General features: G+C 55.8%; 17 protein-coding genes. 2 read left to right on the top strand and 15 right to left on the bottom strand.

All coding sequences use genetic code 11. From position 1 onward, the window contains the following. Positions 1–43: 43 nt before the first annotated feature. The 15 genes from nuoE to ACMTNU_RS04605 form a co-directional block, all read right to left on the bottom strand. On the bottom strand, positions 44–508 hold the full coding sequence (nuoE, locus tag ACMTNU_RS04675) for an NADH-quinone oxidoreductase subunit NuoE (protein ID WP_413934053.1): 465 nt from the start codon (positions 506–508) through the stop codon (positions 44–46). Between the two features lie 94 nt (positions 509–602). After that, positions 603–2,405, bottom strand: a complete 1,803-nt coding sequence (gene nuoC, locus ACMTNU_RS04670; RefSeq protein WP_413934052.1) for an NADH-quinone oxidoreductase subunit C/D — start codon at positions 2,403–2,405, stop codon at positions 603–605. Then, the gene (locus ACMTNU_RS04665; RefSeq protein WP_413934051.1) at positions 2,402–3,109 is read right to left on the bottom strand and encodes an NADH-quinone oxidoreductase subunit B; all 708 of its coding nucleotides are present in this window, start codon (positions 3,107–3,109) and stop codon (positions 2,402–2,404) included. The genes nuoC and ACMTNU_RS04665 overlap by 4 nt, the downstream gene beginning before the upstream one ends. Continuing rightward, entirely contained in the window at positions 3,093–3,557 is a 465-nt protein-coding gene (gene ndhC, locus ACMTNU_RS04660) for an NADH-quinone oxidoreductase subunit A (protein ID WP_413934050.1), read from the bottom strand. The genes ACMTNU_RS04665 and ndhC overlap by 17 nt, the downstream gene beginning before the upstream one ends. Positions 3,558–3,830: 273 nt before the next feature. Then, the gene (locus ACMTNU_RS04655; protein WP_413934049.1) at positions 3,831–6,476 is read right to left on the bottom strand and encodes a CBS domain-containing protein; all 2,646 of its coding nucleotides are present in this window, start codon (positions 6,474–6,476) and stop codon (positions 3,831–3,833) included. A 118-nt stretch (positions 6,477–6,594) separates the two neighbouring features. Beyond that, a complete protein-coding gene (locus tag ACMTNU_RS04650) occupies positions 6,595–6,921 on the bottom strand; it encodes a hypothetical protein (protein WP_413934048.1) in 327 nt (108 codons plus the stop codon). Between the two features lie 350 nt (positions 6,922–7,271). Continuing rightward, positions 7,272–8,243, bottom strand: a complete 972-nt coding sequence (locus ACMTNU_RS04645) for a hypothetical protein (protein ID WP_413934047.1) — start codon at positions 8,241–8,243, stop codon at positions 7,272–7,274. 147 nt (positions 8,244–8,390) lie between these two features. Continuing rightward, positions 8,391–8,777 carry an isoamylase early set domain-containing protein gene (locus ACMTNU_RS04640; protein ID WP_413934046.1) on the bottom strand — a complete coding sequence of 129 codons (387 nt, stop codon included), beginning with the start codon at positions 8,775–8,777 and terminating at the stop codon, positions 8,391–8,393. A 53-nt stretch (positions 8,778–8,830) separates the two neighbouring features. Beyond that, positions 8,831–9,514 carry a hypothetical protein gene (locus tag ACMTNU_RS04635; protein ID WP_413934044.1) on the bottom strand — a complete coding sequence of 228 codons (684 nt, stop codon included), beginning with the start codon at positions 9,512–9,514 and terminating at the stop codon, positions 8,831–8,833. A gap of 23 nt (positions 9,515–9,537) precedes the next feature. Continuing rightward, positions 9,538–10,119, bottom strand: coding sequence for an RNA polymerase sigma factor (locus tag ACMTNU_RS04630; protein ID WP_413934043.1), 582 nt, complete (start codon positions 10,117–10,119; stop codon positions 9,538–9,540). 222 nt (positions 10,120–10,341) lie between these two features. Further along, positions 10,342–11,250, bottom strand: coding sequence for a transporter (locus ACMTNU_RS04625; RefSeq protein WP_413934041.1), 909 nt, complete (start codon positions 11,248–11,250; stop codon positions 10,342–10,344). Between the two features lie 262 nt (positions 11,251–11,512). Further along, the gene (locus ACMTNU_RS04620) at positions 11,513–11,863 is read right to left on the bottom strand and encodes a hypothetical protein (RefSeq protein ID WP_413934040.1); all 351 of its coding nucleotides are present in this window, start codon (positions 11,861–11,863) and stop codon (positions 11,513–11,515) included. Positions 11,864–12,080: 217 nt separating this feature from the next. After that, positions 12,081–13,508, bottom strand: a complete 1,428-nt coding sequence (locus ACMTNU_RS04615; protein ID WP_413934039.1) for a DUF5666 domain-containing protein — start codon at positions 13,506–13,508, stop codon at positions 12,081–12,083. 44 nt (positions 13,509–13,552) lie between these two features. After that, positions 13,553–13,978: a hypothetical protein gene (locus ACMTNU_RS04610; protein ID WP_413934038.1), complete on the bottom strand. Its 426-nt coding sequence runs from the start codon at positions 13,976–13,978 to the stop codon at positions 13,553–13,555. Between the two features lie 184 nt (positions 13,979–14,162). Further along, positions 14,163–15,590, bottom strand: coding sequence for a glycosyltransferase family 2 protein (locus ACMTNU_RS04605; RefSeq protein ID WP_413934037.1), 1,428 nt, complete (start codon positions 15,588–15,590; stop codon positions 14,163–14,165). Between the two features lie 5 nt (positions 15,591–15,595). Between ACMTNU_RS04605 and ACMTNU_RS04600 the strand changes: the two genes are divergently transcribed. Both ACMTNU_RS04600 and ACMTNU_RS04595 read left to right on the top strand, forming a co-directional pair. Beyond that, entirely contained in the window at positions 15,596–17,218 is a 1,623-nt protein-coding gene (locus tag ACMTNU_RS04600; RefSeq protein ID WP_413934036.1) for a hypothetical protein, read from the top strand. Then, on the top strand, positions 17,184–19,049 hold the full coding sequence (locus ACMTNU_RS04595) for a tetratricopeptide repeat protein (protein WP_413934035.1): 1,866 nt from the start codon (positions 17,184–17,186) through the stop codon (positions 19,047–19,049). The genes ACMTNU_RS04600 and ACMTNU_RS04595 overlap by 35 nt, the downstream gene beginning before the upstream one ends. Positions 19,050–19,086 lie beyond the last annotated feature (37 nt).

The following is a 19,086-nucleotide window of genomic DNA, read 5'->3' as shown; positions in this document are numbered from 1 at the left end:
ATCTACTAACTAAATAGTAATATTTATCAATTGATAGTTTAGACTATTTGTATTTATCCATAATGTTTTCCATTTTCTCTGGCGCCACCTCGCCGTACACATCCTGATCGATCATCATCGCCGGGGCCCGTTCGCAATGCCCTAAACATGCGATCGGCAAGACAGTCAGACGTCCATCGGAGGTCGTCTGTCCAAGATCCACGTCATAGAGGTTCTTGATCTGCTCTTGCACTTGCTCGCACCCCTTGATCCAACAGCTGATGCTGTCACACACGAAGACCACATGCCGGCCGACGGGTTTCCGAAACACCAGGTTGTAGAACGTGGCGATGCTGTCGAGATCCTCGGCCGTGATCTCAAGAAACTGTGCGATATCCAGAAGCGACTCATCGGAAATCCATCCACGGTGTCGCTGGACAGTCAGCAGGGCATCGATGGCCGCCCCCCGTTTCTCAGGGTAATGTTTCACGGCATCTTCCAGCTCCCGGCGTTCGATCTCAGTCAGCATGACGTCTCTCGTTCCTAGTTTCTGGTTTCAAGTTTGAGGTGTCAGGTTATTTCACAACATGAAACTCAAAACCCGAAACTCGAAACACAGCCACTCACCGATCCACGTCCGACAACACATAGTCCACACTGCCAAGCACGGCCAGGAGATCCGAGAGCAGTTCGCCCTTCGCCATGAGCGGCACCATCTGAATGTGGGCAAATGAGGGCGTACGGATTCTCGTCCTGTATGAGAACTGCGACCCATCACTCGTCAGGTAGTAACTGGTCTGACCCTTGGACGACTCTGTTGAAACTTCCGCTTCGCCTGGCGGCAGAATCGGTCCCCAACTCACCCCGACAAAGTGGTTGATCAGTGTTTCAATGTCTTGCATCGTGTGCTGCTTCAACGGCGGTGTGGCGAGAGGATCAAGCGACGTATAGGGACCGGATGGCATGGAATCGAGACACTGACGAATGATTCTGAGCGACTGGCGCAACTCCAGCATATGCACCACCGCTCGGTCATAACAGTCACCATTCGATGCAGTCGGCACCTCAAAGTCGAACTGCTCATAGCCGGAATAGGGACGGACCTTTCGCAAATCCCACGGCAAACCGCAGGCTCTGAGCATCGGACCGGTAGCACCCCACGCAATCGCATCCTCGAGCGATAAGACCCCAATCCCGACGGTCCGTTGTTTCAGAATTGGATTGTCCATAACCAGTCGCTCATAGTCGTCAAGTCGTTCCGGGAACCAATCAATGAACTGACGAACCAGCTGATCCCACCCAACCGGAAGATCTCGCGCAACCCCACCGATCCTGAGCCAATTCGGATGCATCCGACCGCCACAAACAGCTTCGACGATCGAGAGGATGCGTTCTCGATCATTGAACATGTAAAACACGGGTGATAACGCGCCCACATCCCCGGCGAAGGTCCCGTACCAGACGAGATGACTGGCGATTCGATAGAACTCGGACATCATGACACGGATGACTTGCGCCCGCGGCGGAACGGTAATGCCTGCCAATCGCTCAACCGCAAGACAGTACGGCATTTCATTCAGCACGCCCTGGAGATAGTCGATACGATCCGTGTAGGGAATAAAGGTATGCCACGTTTGCCGCTCAGCAATCTTTTCCTGTGAACGATGATGGAAGCCGATATCCGGAACGATGTTGACGATTTCTTCGCCCGCGAGCTGCGCCACCAACCGGAGCACACCATGTGTGCCGGTATGGGCCGGACCGAGATTGATGAACATATAGTCGAAGTCCGAGTCGCGATCGTGGTAGGTGCGAGGCAAGCCCCATTCTTCAGGCTTGAATTGCAGGGCATCCTGCGTCATGACCAACTTTTCCGGCGGCAATTGGAACAGCCCGACTTCCGTCGCACGCGACGGATGATCTTTCCGAAGCGGATACCCTTCCCACCATGAGGGCATCAGCAGGCGACGAAGAAACGGGTGCCCCTCGAACCGAATCCCGAACATGTCGAAAATTTCCCGTTCATACCAATCGGCGTTGGGCCACAGATCGATGCTCGACGGCAGCGAGAGCGACGCACCATCCAGCGCCACCTTGATGCGGAGCGACTGGTTCCGATCAAAGGAAAAGAGGTGATAAAACACCGTAAAGGTTCCGATCGGTAATCCGTCATGATTCCGGCGGAGCCGCTCATCGGTCGCACTCAGGTCGAACAACATGGGAAATGGACGAGATAGTTCGGATTTGACGTAGCGGAGCACATCATAAAGGTGCTGCCTTTTGATCCAGACCGTCGGAATCCCGTCCTTGGTGGACTGGACCGCGACCAGAGCTCCATCCGAGCCACAGTGAGCCAAGAGCTCTGAGACCAATCCGGTTTGCTCACCGATCGAAGCATCGCCGAGGGTGGAGACACGCGGCGTCATGACTGACCTTTCGAGTGTCCACCTGGCTGCCCCGCAAAATGGGGAGAGAGCAGATCGGTTCGAGGGAGCACATCGATACCGGGATATTCACGCTGCCCCATCCGCTCCGCGCGCTTCGCATCTCGCATCGAGGGCATGATCGGTTTTTGCACATCCTGCGGACCGAAGTGGACGCTCAATGGACGTCGCTCTGACCCCACCATGCTCTGGAGAAGCAGCAGACATTCCATAAACGCATGGGGCGGCGGAGGACATCCCGGCATATACACGTCTACGGGAATGAACTTGTCGACCCCTTGCACAACAGAATAGGCGTCAAACATGCCTCCGGAGTTCGAGCAAGAGCCCATGGAAATCACCCAGCGCGGCTCAAGCATCTGTTCGTACAGCTGCTTGATGACGGGAGCCACTTTCAGAAACACCGTCCCCGATACGACCAACACATCGGCCTGTCGCGGTGACCCGCGCGCGACTTCTGCACCAAATCTCGCTACATCGTAGACACTCGTGAAACTCGTCGCCATTTCGACGAAGCAGCAGGACAAGCCAAAATTCAACGGCCAGAGCGAATTTTTCCGCCCCCAGGCCAGGAGATCTTGCAGCTTCGCAAACAAGACCGACTGTCCAACGACAGCGGTGAGCGGACCATCGCCGCCCTCGGTCACCCGCACACCTTCCAGTCGTCCGTTACGCCACTCGGTCATCGTAGAGCTCCGTTGCGGTGTGGATCTGCGGGTTCTGCTGGTGACGGACTTGCGGGCGTTGAGAGCGGGCATGCCAATCAAGCGCGCCGGTGAGCCACAAATACGCAAGGGATGCCAACAGAATGGATACGAAGATCATCACTTCGATAAAGCCGAGCCAGCCGGTCTCCGGAACCGCGACTGCCCAGGCATAGAGGTACGCTGCCTCCACATCAAAGATGACGAAAAACATGGCGATCAAATAATATTGCACCGGTGGACGCACCTGGGCGCTCCCGGTTGGCCGAATCCCACACTCATAGGGAATGGCCGTCGCACTCTCAGATTGACGTTCCGGTTTCCGCCAGTGCCGCTCGCCGAGCAAGGGCGGGAGTCCCAGCATGACGGCAATCACCACGCCGACACAGATCCCGTATACGCAAATCTGCCAAATAGCATCATCTACCATGGCAGTAATTATGTATGTAATTCTGACACACGTGCTTTTCCTCACCCTTGGATATCATGCCAAGTGAGGTTTGGCTCTAAAAAATGCAAATGTTGCAATTCTGAGTGCGGCCACTTACTTCGAGCAGCGGGGCGAGTGATACAGGTGGCGACTTCTGCTGTGGATCAATAGCTAGACCAGGTGGGTCACCTGACTGGTCACGTCACAGCTCTTCCAGCTTGGTGACGGTCTGAGATGGCCTTTTCTAATTTGTGTTCCAATAAATCAAGCCGTTCACATTGATGCATGAACCATCTGCTGAACGAATTGTCGTTCTTCAGCCTCAGTCCGCAGGCCACCATTCAGGCGTGCATCAAGTAATTGGGCAAGGATCTGCTTAAACTGCGGGCCTGGCTTCAACCCCATTTCCTTGAGATCGGCCCCTGACAGCACGGGCTTCACATGCTGATACGTCGTAAGGAAAGCCGAAACGTGGCGTTTGACGGTGTCTCCTTTGCTCTTCGCCATGAGAAGTAATAGCGTCTCATCGGACAGTCCTGACAAGAGGTGATACACCTCTGCCGGCTTAAGTGGTCGTTTCGAGGCCAATCGGCGCATGGCGTGATGACAGCCCACACGCGCCATTTTCAGCCGTATGGCTTCCTGCTCGGAAAAAGGAAATCGCTTAAGAATCTCCTTCACGTGGTGCTCCGGCACCAGCTCGATCAGGCCCATCATATAGACCAACCAGACGTCCATCTTCCTGTCTAGGTACAGCAGCCGGTACCAATCGACGGCTTCATCGATCGCACTCAAGAGCTTCTCCAAGCGGTCGGACCAACTCAGCTTGGGATGAATGAATCGCAGTAATCCCATATCTGCCAATCGCTTGATGGACTGCCTGGGATCCCGTTCAGAGAAGAGCAACTTCAATTCTTCCAGCAAACGATGGCCGGACAGTCGGTGAAAGAGGTTCATCTTGACCGCGCCCGCAATCAACGCGATTGTGTCCTTGCCCAAATGAAAACCGAACCGCGTTTCAAATCGGATTGCTCGGAACACGCGCGTCGGGTCTTCGACAAAACTGAGGCCGTGCAACACACGGATCACTTTCTCATTCAGGTCTCGTTGTCCACCGTAGAAGTCCTGTACATCGCCGAACCCCTTCCCGTTCAGTCGAACGGCCAAGGCATTGATCGTGAAGTCACGACGATAGAGATCTTTCTTGATGGAGCTCTGTTCCACCGTCGGCAAGGCAGTGGGATACTCGTAGTACTCCGTTCGGGCGGTGGCCACGTCGAGCTTGAGGCCATCCGGGAGGAGCACCATCGCTGTCCCGAATCGCTCATGCACCTTGACCCGAGCTTGCAATACGTCGCCGAGTTTCCTGGCGAACGAGATCCCATCACCTTCGACCACGAGATCCAAGTCGAGATTCTGAATGCCCAGCAGCAGATCCCTGACACACCCGCCGACGACGAAGAGCGACACTTCACAGCGATCGGCGAGCTGCCCCGCTTCCTCGAGCAAAGCCACAAGACGTTGCGGCAAGCGGTTCCGCAACAGCCCCTTCACATTCCGGTGTGGCCCTCCGATCGCGGCTTCAGCTTCGCCTGACCCCATGGTTCGTGTTCTGGCGGTCTTCAAGACGTCGTCATGGAGCGTCCGTAGTAAATCTGTTCTGGTAATAACGCCGACGACTTTCCGGTCTTTGAGTATCGGAACACAGCGCTGGTTCCGCTCGATCATGGCCATTTCTACGTCATGAAACGAGGTCTCCGGCTGTGCGGTATAGGCATCGGTTTGCATGATGTCACGTACAGCCATCTTGTTGCCGAGCCGATGAAATAATGCCTTCTGAATCGACTCCCGACTGACGATCCCCGTGTAATGATCGTTCTCATCCAGGATCGGAAAAATGTTCAGACCATAGGTCGTCATCCGTTGACCTGCATCAGCGACAGTCGTGTCGATCTCGATCGATTTGACCGGGCGGGTCATGACATCCTGGGCCAGCAACGTCGGGCGATAGTGTGTGGTTAGTAGTTGAACGATCCTCTCTTTGACTTCTGAGAGCGTCTGCCCTTTGACTGTGGCGGCTGCCGCGACGGCATGGCCTCCTCCTCTGAATTCCCGTGCGATCCAACCAACGTCTATCTCAGGTCGCCGACTCCTCCCGATCACCTCCACACGATCGGCCATCATGACGGCCACAAGGACGGCATCAACCCCCTGCAGTTCGGCGAGGCGATGCACCACGCCGGCCGCCTCACCTCGGCAGCGATCGATCGTGCTCGTGGACACGAGGACTTTGCGACCTTCCAGATACAGCACGTCACTGTGTTCCAAGAAATCATTCAGCAGCGCAACGGCATCCGGATCAAGCGGCGTGTAGAGGGTGTCCGAAACCATATTGAGATCCGCGCCGGCTTGGACGAGGAATGCCCCGGCTTCAAAATCTCGGCTGGTCGTCGAGGCGAAGGTAAACGAGCCGGTCTCTTCATAGAGACCGAGGGCCATCACGGTCGCCTCAAACGGGGTCACGGGGATATGCCGATGCTGGAGCTGCTCGATGAGCAACGTCGTCGTGGCTCCGACTGAATCCACGACAGACTGTTTCGAAGGTCCGGCACAGACCGAGTCCGATTCAAGATGATGATCGAAGACCACGACTTCAACCGCGGGATTCTCAAGACAAGCGGTGAGTGTTCCGATCCGACTCGGCTCTTGGGTATCGACCAGGATGAGCCTTGTGATCTGCGGGAGGTCGAGTTCTTTCAGTTTGCTGAGATCGAGATCGTGAACGGAGAGAAAATTACGAACCGCTTCCTGTGCTCCGGCCGGCAAGACCAATTTGGCCCCCGGATAGAGCTTCCTCGCGGCAACCATCGAGGCGAGGCCGTCGAAATCCGCATTCCCGTGCGTTGCGATGACATCCATGCAGGCATTGTAGCAGGGACCAGATCAGACACAAAACGTCGAAGCCGAAGGCCGGCTGACTGGATGCCAGCGTAACAAGAAAAGAGCCTCACGATCGACATCGTAGACCATATCAGGATCAGCGATGCCGCGCATCACGGCGATCCTGTCGTTCTCGCACAATAGGCCGGGACGCGCGTTTCTGTGCAGCACCACTTCGTGCGGCTTCTTTTCTTTTCACGACCCCCTCCGCTGTTCCCCTACTCTCTCTACGATCGATGCGAACCTGTTCACGCTCCAGCTGAACTTCTTCCTGTCGATTGAGCTGTCCTCTGTCGAAGCTGCGCTCAATCCAGTCCGCTTGATTCAGCTTACCTGGATCGATCGCCTGCGTATCAGACTGGGCATAGCCCACACTGCTCATCAGTATGATCGCCCCACTGCTTGCGATGAACAGACTCTTCATCAGACCCTCCTCGCTCGGCTCGACCTTCTCCTGGCCGGCATGAATTATCAACGCGCCTACCACTACCGCCGATACGCCGTTGCGCACCTCAACTCTAAGTTCCAGGTTTCGCGTGAAACGTTTCAAGTTGTACAGAATCGTCAAATCTGAAACAACACACTTGAAGCTGCAATTTTCACAAGAGGACGATCCAACCTGAACGGGACGATGGGATATGAACCGTCATACATGATAAGGGCCGGTGCTCGGACACCTCTGATAGCCTGAGCCCTTTCTGGCTTGGTGTATCAAGTAAGGAAAGAAAGATCCACTCTTTGAGGGGTTCGTGCAATGAGGATGGCACGCAAAAATCAACGATCTCGCCCACTGCCGGAATGATCAGATCGGTCCAATCGGTCGAGTCTATCCGGACGCTCAATGCGATCGACTTTCTCAGGGCGATCAAGGCGGTCAACTTTGTCAGGACGATCGGTGCGGTCCGATCGATCGCCTCCCCCTGATCGGTCGTGTCGATCCGACCGATCGCGTGAGGACTCCTCTCGACTGTCTCGCCCTCCGCGATCTCCCCGGTCTCTTCGATCACCACCTGATCCGCTCCCCGATCCACTGTGATCTTCATCCTTGAAGAGCCGATCAGTGCGTTCTCCACGCCTAACCTGCTCACGAAGCGCTTTGAGGCTCGCACGCCCTTCTTCAAAATCTGATCCACGCCGCTTGACTTCCCGGCTGAGATCCAGGAGCTCCGATGCACGATAGCCTTGCTTCATCCCCTCGCCGACCAAGGCCGTTCCATCTTTCGACGGAATTCGTCCTTCCTTCATCACGGCTAAGCCCTTGGCACCGGCTGCGAGCTCTTCCTGCGTCGCCTTGTGTCGACCATCTTGCGACAATCGGCTCAGCTCCCGCACTTCATCCACGGTGGTCCCACGCGAGAGCGCTTCAGCCATGGTCTCGATGGCACGCTGCCGATTCCCCTCTTCCATGCCGCGAGAACCAGCCTCCTGCAGAACTTCATGGGCAGATTCGAGTCGAGATGTCATCTGTCGCAGCACCGGATCGATCCGCTTGGGTTCAACCCCTTTGGCTAGGCCTTCGCGGACCTTATTCAGCAACGACTCGGTGGGAAGGCCTCGCTCCCCAGCCTTGCTGACGTGATCGAGCAAGGGTGCGATCTCGTTCTCCGAACGACCTTGCGTGGACCCAAGCCGAGTAATCGCGTCCCGATCCTGAGCCGTGAGCGGTTCGGCCCAGACCGAGGGAGCTGTCAAGGCGACCATGACGCTCAGCACCCCCAGCGCTCTATCGATTTGCATCCTCATCATGGTCGTACCCTACGATCACAACTCCATCGAGTGGTTGCGTCACGATCCTGCACTGCAAGCGCCTCAGCACAGACCGAGGGAACCATCAACGCGACCACGACACTCAACCTGCCTATCACCCGGTCGATTCGAGTCCTCATCGTCTTTTTACCGTACGATCACAACCCCATTGGTTTGTCCGAATCCATCGGTCACAAAATCTTCAGCGTGCGGCGGCGTGATCCACTGCCCACCGTCGATCACGAACATGAAAGGATACTCCCCTGGATTCAAGGGCACCGTGACCGACCACAGTGCGCCCTCGACGATCGTCATCGGCGTCGCATCCGTGGCCCAGCCATTGAAGGACCCAACGAGCACAACTTGTGTGGCACCAGGTGCCAGCAGGGTGAATCGTACGGCACCCGCCAACGGCGTGGGCACGCTCGGTTTCATTCCCGGAGGTTTTACGCAAGCCAAGAAACCATACAGCACCATGATCATGATGAGGGTCGTCCGAGAGAAGCGACGCAACCCATTGAGTCTCAGTCCCATCTGCGGGAGAGTACATACAGACTAGGCTCGTTGCAAGGGACACATGAGGAAATTTAAATATCGACATCGAGCACCGCATTCTGTGCACCGAATCCATCCGTCTCGGCTTCCGTCGCCAGCGGATCAGCAACCCATTGTTTGCCGTCAATCACAAACATGTATTGGTATCGACCGGGCTTGAGCGGAATCGTGGCAGTCCACACCCCGCCGTCCGAACGTTCCAGAGGCGTGTGCGCTGGGTTCCATCCATTAAAGTCGCCCGCGACAGACACGGATCGTGCTCCTGGCTGCAGTAGGACAAGCCGGACAAACACCTGTGGTGCTGCTTGTTTGGTACCAGCGGCAATCGTCTGGGTTGGGGTCATGGCGACCGGCACCTCCACCACTCGTTCCGGTCTCGCCGTCAAGAGCCTCGCGACTGCCACCATCACAACACAGGCCGCCGCGATCGCTCCGGCAAGATTCCACTCCAGCGTTCGTGGTGTGGTGACAGCCGCCCACACACGCTCCCACCAGCTCGGAACCGGTGGAGCAAGGCTCGCTTTCAACTCACTCAGGAATTGTACTGAGGGAGCCAGCCTCGGCAATCGGGCCGCTTCAGCCACCACCATCTCCAAATTGAGCCAACGTCGACGCAACGCAGGGTCGGCATCGACGGTTTGCAAAAAGACCACCCGCTCATCCGGAGTGAGATCATGGTCGAGGAAACGCTGGATGAGGAGTTCGGGTTCAGTCATCGGATCACCATACTAGCCTCGTCCTACTGCGCAGGGTTCAGGGAGGCCAATTCACGGCTGAGTTGAAGCCGGCCTTTATAGACGCGCATCTTGAGCGTATCGCTGTTGACTCCAAGAATCGCTTCCATCTCTTCGTAGCTCAGGCCTTCAATGTGTTTCAGGACAAAGGCTTCTCTATAAAGCGGCGGCAGTCGCTGGATGGCTTGCTCCAACTCCTGCGCCACCTGCTGCTGCGACAACAGACGCTCAGGCGTCTGCTCCTCCGCAATATGGATATCCAGCGTCTCATCGATATCGACATCCTGTTGTCCCACTCCCGGTCGCTTGACCCGCAACCAATCTTTGCACTTGTTGGTGGCGATTCGATACAACCACGTCGAAAACTTCGAGTCCGCACGAAACGTCGACAGCGCTTTAAATGCAGTAAGAAACGCTTCTTGCGCCAGATCCTCCGCTTCAGCACGATTACCCACCATCCGATAGGCAAGATTGACGATCTTCGCCGCATGCCGGTCAATCAGTTGTCCGAACGCCTCATGGTCTTGTTTGAGGCTACGGGCAACCAGTTGGGCGTCCTCTACTCCAACAGGCTGATCCGGCGGCATTCGTTTACTCCGGTCAACCTGGTATGATGCCACCAGACTGTTTGCTTTTGCCTACTTGCTTCATTAGACGTATCACGTTGAGGCACGTAAACAGCCACAAACAATGGAGAAGATAGCCTGCCCTGAGAAGTCGCGAAGCACCGTATCGAAGTCAGCCAACTGACAACAAGTCTGTGGGCCAGCCGTTATGAATGAACGCGCAGCTTTCATAAATGAACTGGGCTAGAACCGGTAACTGGTACCCAGCGACAGGGCATAATCTGGAGCACTATTCGAGACACCAACCGTCACTCCTCCATTGAACCGCCAGGCATCCGTAGCCCTGTAATTGAACGCAAAGAAGAAGTCTCTGATATTGACGAGATCGGCTACTAGCGACCGGTACTCTTCGTAATAGGCACTCACCAAGAATCGCTGGGTGAAGTAGTACCCCCCTCCTACGTCGTACCAATATTGGTTGCGCAGTTCTCGTCCGTCTGGGTTACCGATGAAGTTGTATCCGCCATCAAGGAAACCGATCCAATGTTCGCCAAACACCTTGGATAACTCCACGCCGTACCCGTGATCGAACGCACCGGTGCCGAGTCCTTGGCTGGCATTGGCAGTCGGCAACTTCATCCGAGCCGTCAAGGCAATGAGCGGGACATATTCCCTTTCCTCCACAATGTAGTAGCGCCCTCTGAGAATGATGTCCCCAAGACCAGAATGAGTCTCCTTTTGTCCCGTCGTCACTCCTTGACCAGCGTTGAGTGAAGCCACACATTCCGGTTTGTCAAAACGAAACTCAGTTCCACCATTTCGAAAACATCCTCCGCCCAACGCTGGAGTCGGCTGGCCGCCCACTAATGTGGCCGCACCATTACTGGTGACGGACACAAACGGAATAACCAGTGTCACATCTCCGTCGCGAAACAACCGCCGGATCGACACCGGAGCGTACACGAAGGTACTCGTGGTATTGGTGCCGAAATTTCCACTTGAAAAGCTCGGCGTGAATCCGATCTGCCAGTGCCGTTCGGAAGGGGATCGTTGTTGTGGGTCATTTTTCTCTTTGTCCGCTGCAAATAGGCCTTCCCCCGATAAGGCAAAGACCGTTGCCACAACCGGCACGATCACTGTCCACCTCTGCATCCTGTACACCATTCCTTTCCGCGCGAGAACTCCACACATAAATTCTCTATTCTAACTAGCACTACCTAGATACAAGGTTGGCTTTCAAAATACAACGGCGCCGAGACGACCCCGGCGCCGTTGCCATCCCACACTGCAATGTCCGACACCGCCTAGTTTCTTCCAGAGCGTTCCGGTCGCTCAGGTCTCTCTGAGTGTTCTGGACGTTCAGGCCGCTCAATCCGCTCCATCCGTTCTGGTCGATGGGGCCGTTCCATCTGCATCATCCTGGCATTTTCTCTGCCTTCACGACCATGTCCCCCGGCCACATGATCCGCTCGATCAAGTCCACGGAGTTCCCCGCCTGCATTGGACCGATGATCCTCTCGCCGATCGGTTTGTCGGTCCTCACGGCGATCTTCTCGTCGATCCATCTGGCGATCCTCGCGCCGATCCTCACGGCGATCAAGACGACGATCTTCTCTCCGGTCGGCTCTACGATCTTCCTGACGGATATCATCGCCGGCCTGCGCGATGGCCACGGAATCTTGGCCATGTCTTCCACTATGATCACCCTCATTGCGGTCGCTATGGCCACTATATTGGGATCCAGGGCCACCGTTGAGAGAGTCATGGCCGCTGTTCAGCGAACCTGGTCTTCGGTTATCCATCCGAACGGTCAACTCTTCAGCGGAACTGCTCATCTTTCCGATTGCCGGTGAAGTCAGAAGCGACAACCCAGCAAGGGTGCCCAAGATGATTTCTTTCCAACTCGTACGATTCATCATTGATCTCCTCCTCGATAATAATCTTATTGACTCAGTGTAGCGAGCCGATGAACTTGCTCCAAACTAATCTTCCAATTCTGCCTCGTCCCATCTCACCGTCGACCCGTTCAGGTTGCCCTTCACCTTCACCAGGGCATTCGCCTTGACCTCAGCCAGGAACCCGGTACGATTCATTGAGGAACCCCTCACACTCTCGAACTGTGAGATGGTGCTGGTATCGACCGACACACCTAAGATCACGATGACGTTTCCAGCGATCGACTGCACCGGCCCCTGCAGATCCAGGTCGTTATCCCCAGACCGTAACTCGACGCGGGTGGCGATCACGGAATTAGGACCGCTCACTCGCCCGCGCAGTCGGACATGGTCACCCGACGATAGCCCACCGAGGTTGGTGTCCTTGAGTTCAGTCTGACCATTCACAGTGACCGTCAGACCGGGCAATCCTGTGAGTCTGAACGAGTTTGAGCTGATCATCTCAATGTCGCCTTCGAGCTTCACGCTCTCATGAAACTTGACGTGTTTGGTGGCAATGAGAATGCCGTTCTCCCATCGACCTTCTGCCGAGAGCTTTGCACCTACGACAATCTCATCGATCGTGCCGCCTCGAAACTCCGTGTTCCCGGTCGTCTGCACCCGCGTATTACCGATGAAGAAATCGCCGGCCCCACGCACCTGCGTCACGTAGCCCTCAACTTCAAATTCGTCGACCTGATTGCTCACGCCTCGGTTCTCTGGCTCGACCTTGGTCGCCGTGAGCGTCGTCGTGGTGGCGGTAAAAACGGCTCCCTTTGCTTCCACCGACAGGCCATTCCAATTACTGCCGTTTGGGGCGGGCATGTCGCTGATCAGAGCCGTCGCATAGTTCACCGTGAGCGACCCGATCTGGAACGTCTTGGCTCCATCGTTATGATCGGTGACGAATCCGCGTACCTCCGGCGTGACATTGATCAGTTTCTTTTCAATGAACGTCGCCTGAATGACGCCATTGGGACGGATGTGCCCGTTCGCTTCGACGTGATCGGTTCCGGACACAAGATTCAGAAGATTCCGGCCAGGGATATTGTCATCGATCAAGGTCGTGTTATCGACCAACACGGTTTGCCCCATCACGATCAAACTGAGACCATCTGCAGCCACTGATTGTACAAGTCCCTCGACGGCATCCTTCTGGAGCACGGCGTCTGCCGACCGTTGAGTGCCGTTGAACGAACCATTGACCGTCACGATCATCCCGACCTTGAGGTCGCTTTGGCTGCCGGATTGGCCATCAACCGTGAACGACGAGCTGCTCGTGTCGAATCGTTTCCCGTTGACGATCACGCTCCCAAAGCCGGTGATCGTCCCCGACGCTGATGCGGAACCGCTACCTGACCCGCTTCCCGAACCACTGGCCGATACAGAAGGTGCCCCGTCGCTCCCACAAGCAGCCAGAAGTCCTGCGAGTCCCATCATGCCCATCAGACTGAAGATCCATCGTGAAGTATTCATGGTACGTTCCTTGTATAAATGAATGGTGATGACAACTTCTGCTTTCATTGTTCGCCAAGCGAAACACTTGCAGATCGTGGCGTATCGGCCAATACATCCGCCGACCAGGTGACCCTGGCCGGACACCATTGCCAGACACCCAGCGTCACAATCCTCGTGAGCCCAGCCGGCAGACAGGCCACTCTGTTGACCGAGACATCACGATTGATCACCCTCATCGAAGCGCCGCATCGATTCAGGTAGGGCTCACTGGAGACATCTCGCAAGTCGATATGAGGGGTCAGAAACGCGACCACCGGAACCGGTAGGACGGCAATGGAAGAATCGTCTACCCATTGACTCCCGGAACAATGACCGTCGATCCCCGTGGTACGCTTCACATCGTCATGCACCAGGGTCGAGACACAGCCTGACAACAGCATCGAGGCCGTCATGACGAACAGGCTCATTTTTGAACGGAATGTTTGCATAGCCCCCTCCTTCCAACCTTGTCTGATGGGTTAGACGGAGGAGCGGAGGAAAGGTAAACAAGGGGCCTGGGAAAGATGTGTTGCGATGAAAGCAGGAAACACGTCAAACCAGAAACAGCTGAGCGAGCGCAGGTTGTTCTGGACGGTCAACCCATGTCCAGATGTCCTTGAGTCAGCACCTCGGTCAGTTCTTTCCAGGACGGGCTTGTTGGGACTGCCAGGAGGCCGATCGGATCATGCTGCCCCATTCCGCCTTCGTACCTCGAATCCATCGAATAAGACCGATCAACTTCCAATAGGAATTGAGCTGCCGGTACCCAAAGTTCTCCACGAGCGACACGAGAACTAACTTGAGAAGGTCCGATGGCCGTTGATACAGATGAAACGTCATCTCTTCCATCAGCAAGGCGCTCAAGGATAGGGTGATGCCAAGCCCGATCGCGACACACACACAGAGAAGCCACACCTGGAACGAGACCAATCCCAACCCCAAGCCGATCATCAACAGGACATACCCGAAAATTTCAAACGCCGGCCCAAACCACTCAAACACCGCCATAAAGGGAAAGGCAAGCCACCCAACGGTGCCGCCCTTTGGATGGCAGCACAGTTCAAAATGGCCGGCAAGACTGTCACAAAGCCCGCGCTGCCAGCGGATGCGTTGATTCCTGAGCGTGCGATAATCTTCCGGCACTTCGGTCCAGCAGACAGGATCCGGCACATAGGTAATCCGATAGGGGAGATCATTGATCCGATAATGGTGATGGAGACGCACCACTAATTCCATATCTTCGCCGATCGTGGCCGTACGATACCCTCCGACTTTCAGGACCGCCTCCTTCCGGAATAATCCAAAGGCCCCAGAGATAATCAGCATCGCATTCATCGGTGACCATCCCTGCCGACCGGACAAGAACGCGCGGAGGTATTCGACGGTTTGGAGCAGCGCTAGGAGGCTCGACGGCAGCCCCACCTGTTTCAGACGTCCGGCTTCGACGGAGCAGCCATTCGCGACACGGATCGTCCCACCGCAGGCAACGGTACGGTGATCGAGCAAGAACGGCTGCACCACGCGATAGAGACTGTCCTGCGCCAAGACCGAATCCGCATCGATACAGCAAAACAAGGGATAGACCGACAGATTGATCCCCGCATTCAGTGAATCGGCTTTCCCTCCGTTTTCTTTGTCGATGACACGGACGTTGGCATAGATCGAGGAGTGGTACGTGGCTCGAATCGGCTGCGTCGGCAGATCGCGACCGTACGCCTCAGGAAACGGCTTCAGTTCGAACGCCCGCCGCAGCACGTCGATGGTGTCGTCTTTCGAACCGTCGTTGACCACGATGATTTCATATTCGGGATAGCGGAGCTGTAACAAAGATTGAATAGAACTCGCGATTGTGGCGGCTTCGTTATATGCTGGCACAATGATGCTAATTTGCGGCTCATACCCGGTGAACGCCTGCGGGAAGTGCTCCCCCATTCGCTCTTCGAAATATTGCCGAAGCGAAAAGATGGAAATCGCATTAAGGAGTAAGTACCCTCCCGTCAGTGTCACTAAATACAGTAGAAACAATGCCTGGGATACACCGTAGATCGTTTCGAATGTCATGCGTGATGCGGGGCAGAATCGAGTTGCATGGCGGCTCGCTCCCTGAGTTCTCATCCTCAAAGCGGCTGCACCGACGGGTGACCGCCGGTGTGCTCGTCCTCGTAGGATGGCTCTGGCCCTCCGTGGCCTTCACCCAGGACTTGATGATTCCTGGACAGCGCGCACTAACCGATGTCGAGGAAATCGAATTAGTGTATGCCGGTTCTCAGTCTATTCCTAAAATTATAGTGCGCGGGCGACGGACGGCCAATTCATTTGTTCTTTCCTCCCATCGACCATCAGATGACCGACTAGACCTGTCGGCTCAGACTGGAGTGTGGCAACCCATTGTGACGTGTCAGACTGAGGTCAGTCTGATCCCCCCGCTCCATCTCAGGATTGATCGCCAAGGAACTGAGCCCTGCGGAGCGATGTGGCCTTTGCAGACAACCAACAAGAGTCTGGATGCATTATCGTTTCGCACGCTTCTGGTACGCGGGACAACCTCAAGCCCTGTGAGGATTGAATTTGTCGACGCGCAGCAGGCCCAGGCAGTAGCCGAACGTTTGACCGGGCACTTCTCACTCGAGGTGCCACTGGCCTCACTCGCACGACAGGTCGACCTTCGACAGCTGACTCATATTCGACTCGTGGCCGATACAGATGTGGACCTGGTCATCGACGAACTTGCCTTCAGCACACCATCATCCGAACCTCCTCCGACTCCATCCATGGGATTTTGGTATTGGGACTATCGCGCGGCGATACGGGATCCTGAGAGCATGGTGGCAATCTGCCGGAAGCAGCACTGTCGACGAATCTTGCTCCAACTACCCGATGTGCATGACTCGGATCATATCTGGACCGCCTACGCCCAACTCTTTGCCGTCACAAAGTCGGCGGACATCGAGCTCTATGCGCTCGACGGGGCTCCGGACATGATCGACCACGCCACACCGTTGATCTCGAAATTAGACCGGTTACTGGGACTGATGGGAAATCAGAAGCTCCCAGGTGTGCAGTTAGACATCGAACCGTACCTATTGGATAGCTTTCCCGAAGACGAAACGATCTTCGATCGCTATTTAGACACCATCGATCGTGTGAAGTCTGCCTTGCGGGGACGAGCGACGTTCTCCGTGGTGATTCCCTTCTGGTTCTCTTCCACCATTCACAGGCAGCGGCCTCTCGCGTTTTCGGTGATGGATCGGGTGGATGAAGTGGCCGTCATGAGCTATCGAACCGATGCAGACGAAGTGATGGCAATCAGTGACGACGTTCTCCGCTACGGAGCCTTGGCACGTGTGCCGGTCTGGCTCGCCCTGGAAACCACAAGTCTGCTCCTCGAGCGGCATGTCATCCTGAAACGAGAGTACCGAACCGCTTTGGCGGACGGTGTGCTTGATCCTGTCCGACGAACGTTGGCCTTGGACTCTCAGGCAAAAATGGAATCACCGGAGCAGAATCATCGGATGTGGTTTCGTATTCATCATCGAACGGCGGTACGCCCTGAGCGCCTTTCATTTGCAGGTCGTACAGAGCAAGACGTGCAGCTCATGATCATGAACCTCTTTACTCGAATTCATCAGGCCACCTTCGCAGGACTTGTGATTCATGACCTGCCCGGATACCTGGCGCTCACTCAATAAGATGACGACCAACTCAGCTTCAACACGACCAGCTATGTATTGTCCTCGTCTGTCGATCATCTGCGTCGGTGCCTTGGTGCTCTGCACGGTCGGATATCAACCTGTTCATGCTGCTGATAAGACATCATCACGCTCATTGCTTGAGCAGGCCAAACAGTTTGAACAGGCCCATCAGTATGGCGATGCGATCGCCATCTACCGGACGATACTTCAACAAGACCTTGAGAACGACGACGTCCGCGCCGCCCTCGCCCGACTACTCTCGTGGCAAGGATCGCATGCAGAGGCCGTAAGCCTGTACCGGGAGATTGTCCAGCGACATCCGACGGACCTCGACGTTCGAACCGCGCTGGCACGGGTCCTCTCCTGGAACATGGAGAGGAAGGAAGCACAACGACTCTACGAAGGGATTCTACAGGAAGATCCCCGTCACCTGGACGCGCTCCAAGGGTTGGGTGATCTTTTGTTCTGGGAAGAGCGCGCCGCGGATGCCCTGCCCTACTACGAGCGGGCCTATGCCATCGGTCACGACTCTAAAATCGCCGAGAGGATCGCTTCGATCACACGTGCGAACCCTCCGCCAGACAATCCGCAGCCGACCATACCCTCTGGTTTCACACCGCAAGAGAGAACGGAGCAGCTCGCACAGGCACAGGCCTGGGAACGGAGTGGTGCCTACGGGCAAGCGATCACCGCCTACCAACAAATCCTGACTGATGCTCCGGCTGACGACGAGACCCGCGGAAACCTCGCGCGTGTCCTGGCACGAGACGGACAGTTTGATCAGGCTACCTCACTGTATCGCGACATCCTTACGCGCCATTCCTCCGATCTCGATGTCAAGATCGGCCTGGCACGTGTGCTGTCGTGGCAGAAACAGTATGACCCGGCGATCCAGCAGTATCACACTGTGCTTCAACAGGACAGTACGAATCGAGAGGCCTTGCAGGGACTAGCCGATACCCTCTTCTGGAGTGGGGCTACCCAGGAAGCCGTTCAACAGTACACCCGCCTCCATCAATTGACCGGCGATAAAGCAGCGGCTGCACGCGTGCGGGACCTCACTACGCTTCTCGAAGCCTCACCGCAGGCCCCGCTAGGTGTACGAGATACGACAGTTCGGTTGCCCTTCCGCGACTATCTCAAGGTCGGATATGGACAGTTTTCCTATTCACGTGGTATCCGGAGCGAACGGGATGTGCTGCTGGAGGTCTCGAAGTCCATCGGTGCGCAAACGCTCATTGCGCGGGTTGAACCGATCAATCGATTCGGCTTCCATGACACAGTATTGTCAGCTGAAGGCTATAGTCCCTTGTGGCGCAGAGCCTGGGGCTATCTCGCCGCACAAGGAACGATCAACCCTGATTTTTCTCCCAAATATTCGTTCGCGGGAGAGGTCTCCCAGGGACTCGGCCTTGTGCATCCCCTGCTCACCATGTTCGAGGCTTCCTTCGGCTATCGCTATCTCTCCTATAAAACAGACGACATTCACTTGCTCAGCCCGGGCCTGACCGTGTTTCTCCCGTTGAATCTCTGGCTCACAGAAAAGCTCTACTACGTCCCGGAGACCGGTGCCATCACTCTCTCGTCACGGCTGACCTGGCGTCCTACCAACCGCCTACAAGTCTTCGCGTCGGGGTCCATCGGAACATCCGGCGAACGGATCGTCGCAACGCAAGATGTGACACGCGTGAGTAGTCGAACCATCCAGGGAGGTATTGTGTTGCCCCTGGCCGATCGGGTCTCGCTGGAAGTCACCGGCTATGACGAAGACCGAGGAGCGCTTTATACCAGACGGGGAGCCAGCTTCAGCATCATCTACCACTGGTAACGGCAAACGATGTAAGAGAGGAGCAGGTGCTTGCTTT

This window comes from Nitrospira sp. BLG_1, assembly GCF_047338595.1.
In the GTDB taxonomy this organism is placed as follows: domain Bacteria; phylum Nitrospirota; class Nitrospiria; order Nitrospirales; family Nitrospiraceae; genus Nitrospira_D.
The sequence above is the reverse complement of the archived record's forward strand: the minus strand, read 5'-3'. Positions and strand labels throughout refer to the sequence as shown.

What these genes read in the sequence shown, in the direction of transcription:
- ACMTNU_RS04595 (WP_413934035.1), top strand. Translation starts at nt 17,184, where the DNA reads ATGACCTGCCCGGATACCTGGCGCTCACTCAATAAGATGACGACCAAC.
- nuoE (WP_413934053.1), bottom strand. Translation starts at nt 508, where the DNA reads ATGCTGACTGAGATCGAACGCCGGGAGCTGGAAGATGCCGTGAAACAT.
- ACMTNU_RS04615 (WP_413934039.1), bottom strand. Translation starts at nt 13,508, where the DNA reads ATGAATACTTCACGATGGATCTTCAGTCTGATGGGCATGATGGGACTC.
- nuoC (WP_413934052.1), bottom strand. Translation starts at nt 2,405, where the DNA reads ATGACGCCGCGTGTCTCCACCCTCGGCGATGCTTCGATCGGTGAGCAA.
- ACMTNU_RS04610 (WP_413934038.1), bottom strand. Translation starts at nt 13,978, where the DNA reads ATGCAAACATTCCGTTCAAAAATGAGCCTGTTCGTCATGACGGCCTCG.
- ACMTNU_RS04640 (WP_413934046.1), bottom strand. Translation starts at nt 8,777, where the DNA reads ATGGGACTGAGACTCAATGGGTTGCGTCGCTTCTCTCGGACGACCCTC.
- ACMTNU_RS04620 (WP_413934040.1), bottom strand. Translation starts at nt 11,863, where the DNA reads ATGACTCTCTCAACGGTGGCCCTGGATCCCAATATAGTGGCCATAGCG.
- ACMTNU_RS04665 (WP_413934051.1), bottom strand. Translation starts at nt 3,109, where the DNA reads ATGACCGAGTGGCGTAACGGACGACTGGAAGGTGTGCGGGTGACCGAG.
- ACMTNU_RS04635 (WP_413934044.1), bottom strand. Translation starts at nt 9,514, where the DNA reads ATGACTGAACCCGAACTCCTCATCCAGCGTTTCCTCGACCATGATCTC.
- ACMTNU_RS04625 (WP_413934041.1), bottom strand. Translation starts at nt 11,250, where the DNA reads ATGCAGAGGTGGACAGTGATCGTGCCGGTTGTGGCAACGGTCTTTGCC.
- ACMTNU_RS04630 (WP_413934043.1), bottom strand. Translation starts at nt 10,119, where the DNA reads ATGCCGCCGGATCAGCCTGTTGGAGTAGAGGACGCCCAACTGGTTGCC.
- ACMTNU_RS04645 (WP_413934047.1), bottom strand. Translation starts at nt 8,243, where the DNA reads ATGATGAGGATGCAAATCGATAGAGCGCTGGGGGTGCTGAGCGTCATG.
- ACMTNU_RS04600 (WP_413934036.1), top strand. Translation starts at nt 15,596, where the DNA reads ATGCGGGGCAGAATCGAGTTGCATGGCGGCTCGCTCCCTGAGTTCTCA.
- ACMTNU_RS04655 (WP_413934049.1), bottom strand. Translation starts at nt 6,476, where the DNA reads ATGGATGTCATCGCAACGCACGGGAATGCGGATTTCGACGGCCTCGCC.
- ndhC (WP_413934050.1), bottom strand. Translation starts at nt 3,557, where the DNA reads ATGGTAGATGATGCTATTTGGCAGATTTGCGTATACGGGATCTGTGTC.
- ACMTNU_RS04650 (WP_413934048.1), bottom strand. Translation starts at nt 6,921, where the DNA reads ATGAAGAGTCTGTTCATCGCAAGCAGTGGGGCGATCATACTGATGAGC.
- ACMTNU_RS04605 (WP_413934037.1), bottom strand. Translation starts at nt 15,590, where the DNA reads ATGACATTCGAAACGATCTACGGTGTATCCCAGGCATTGTTTCTACTG.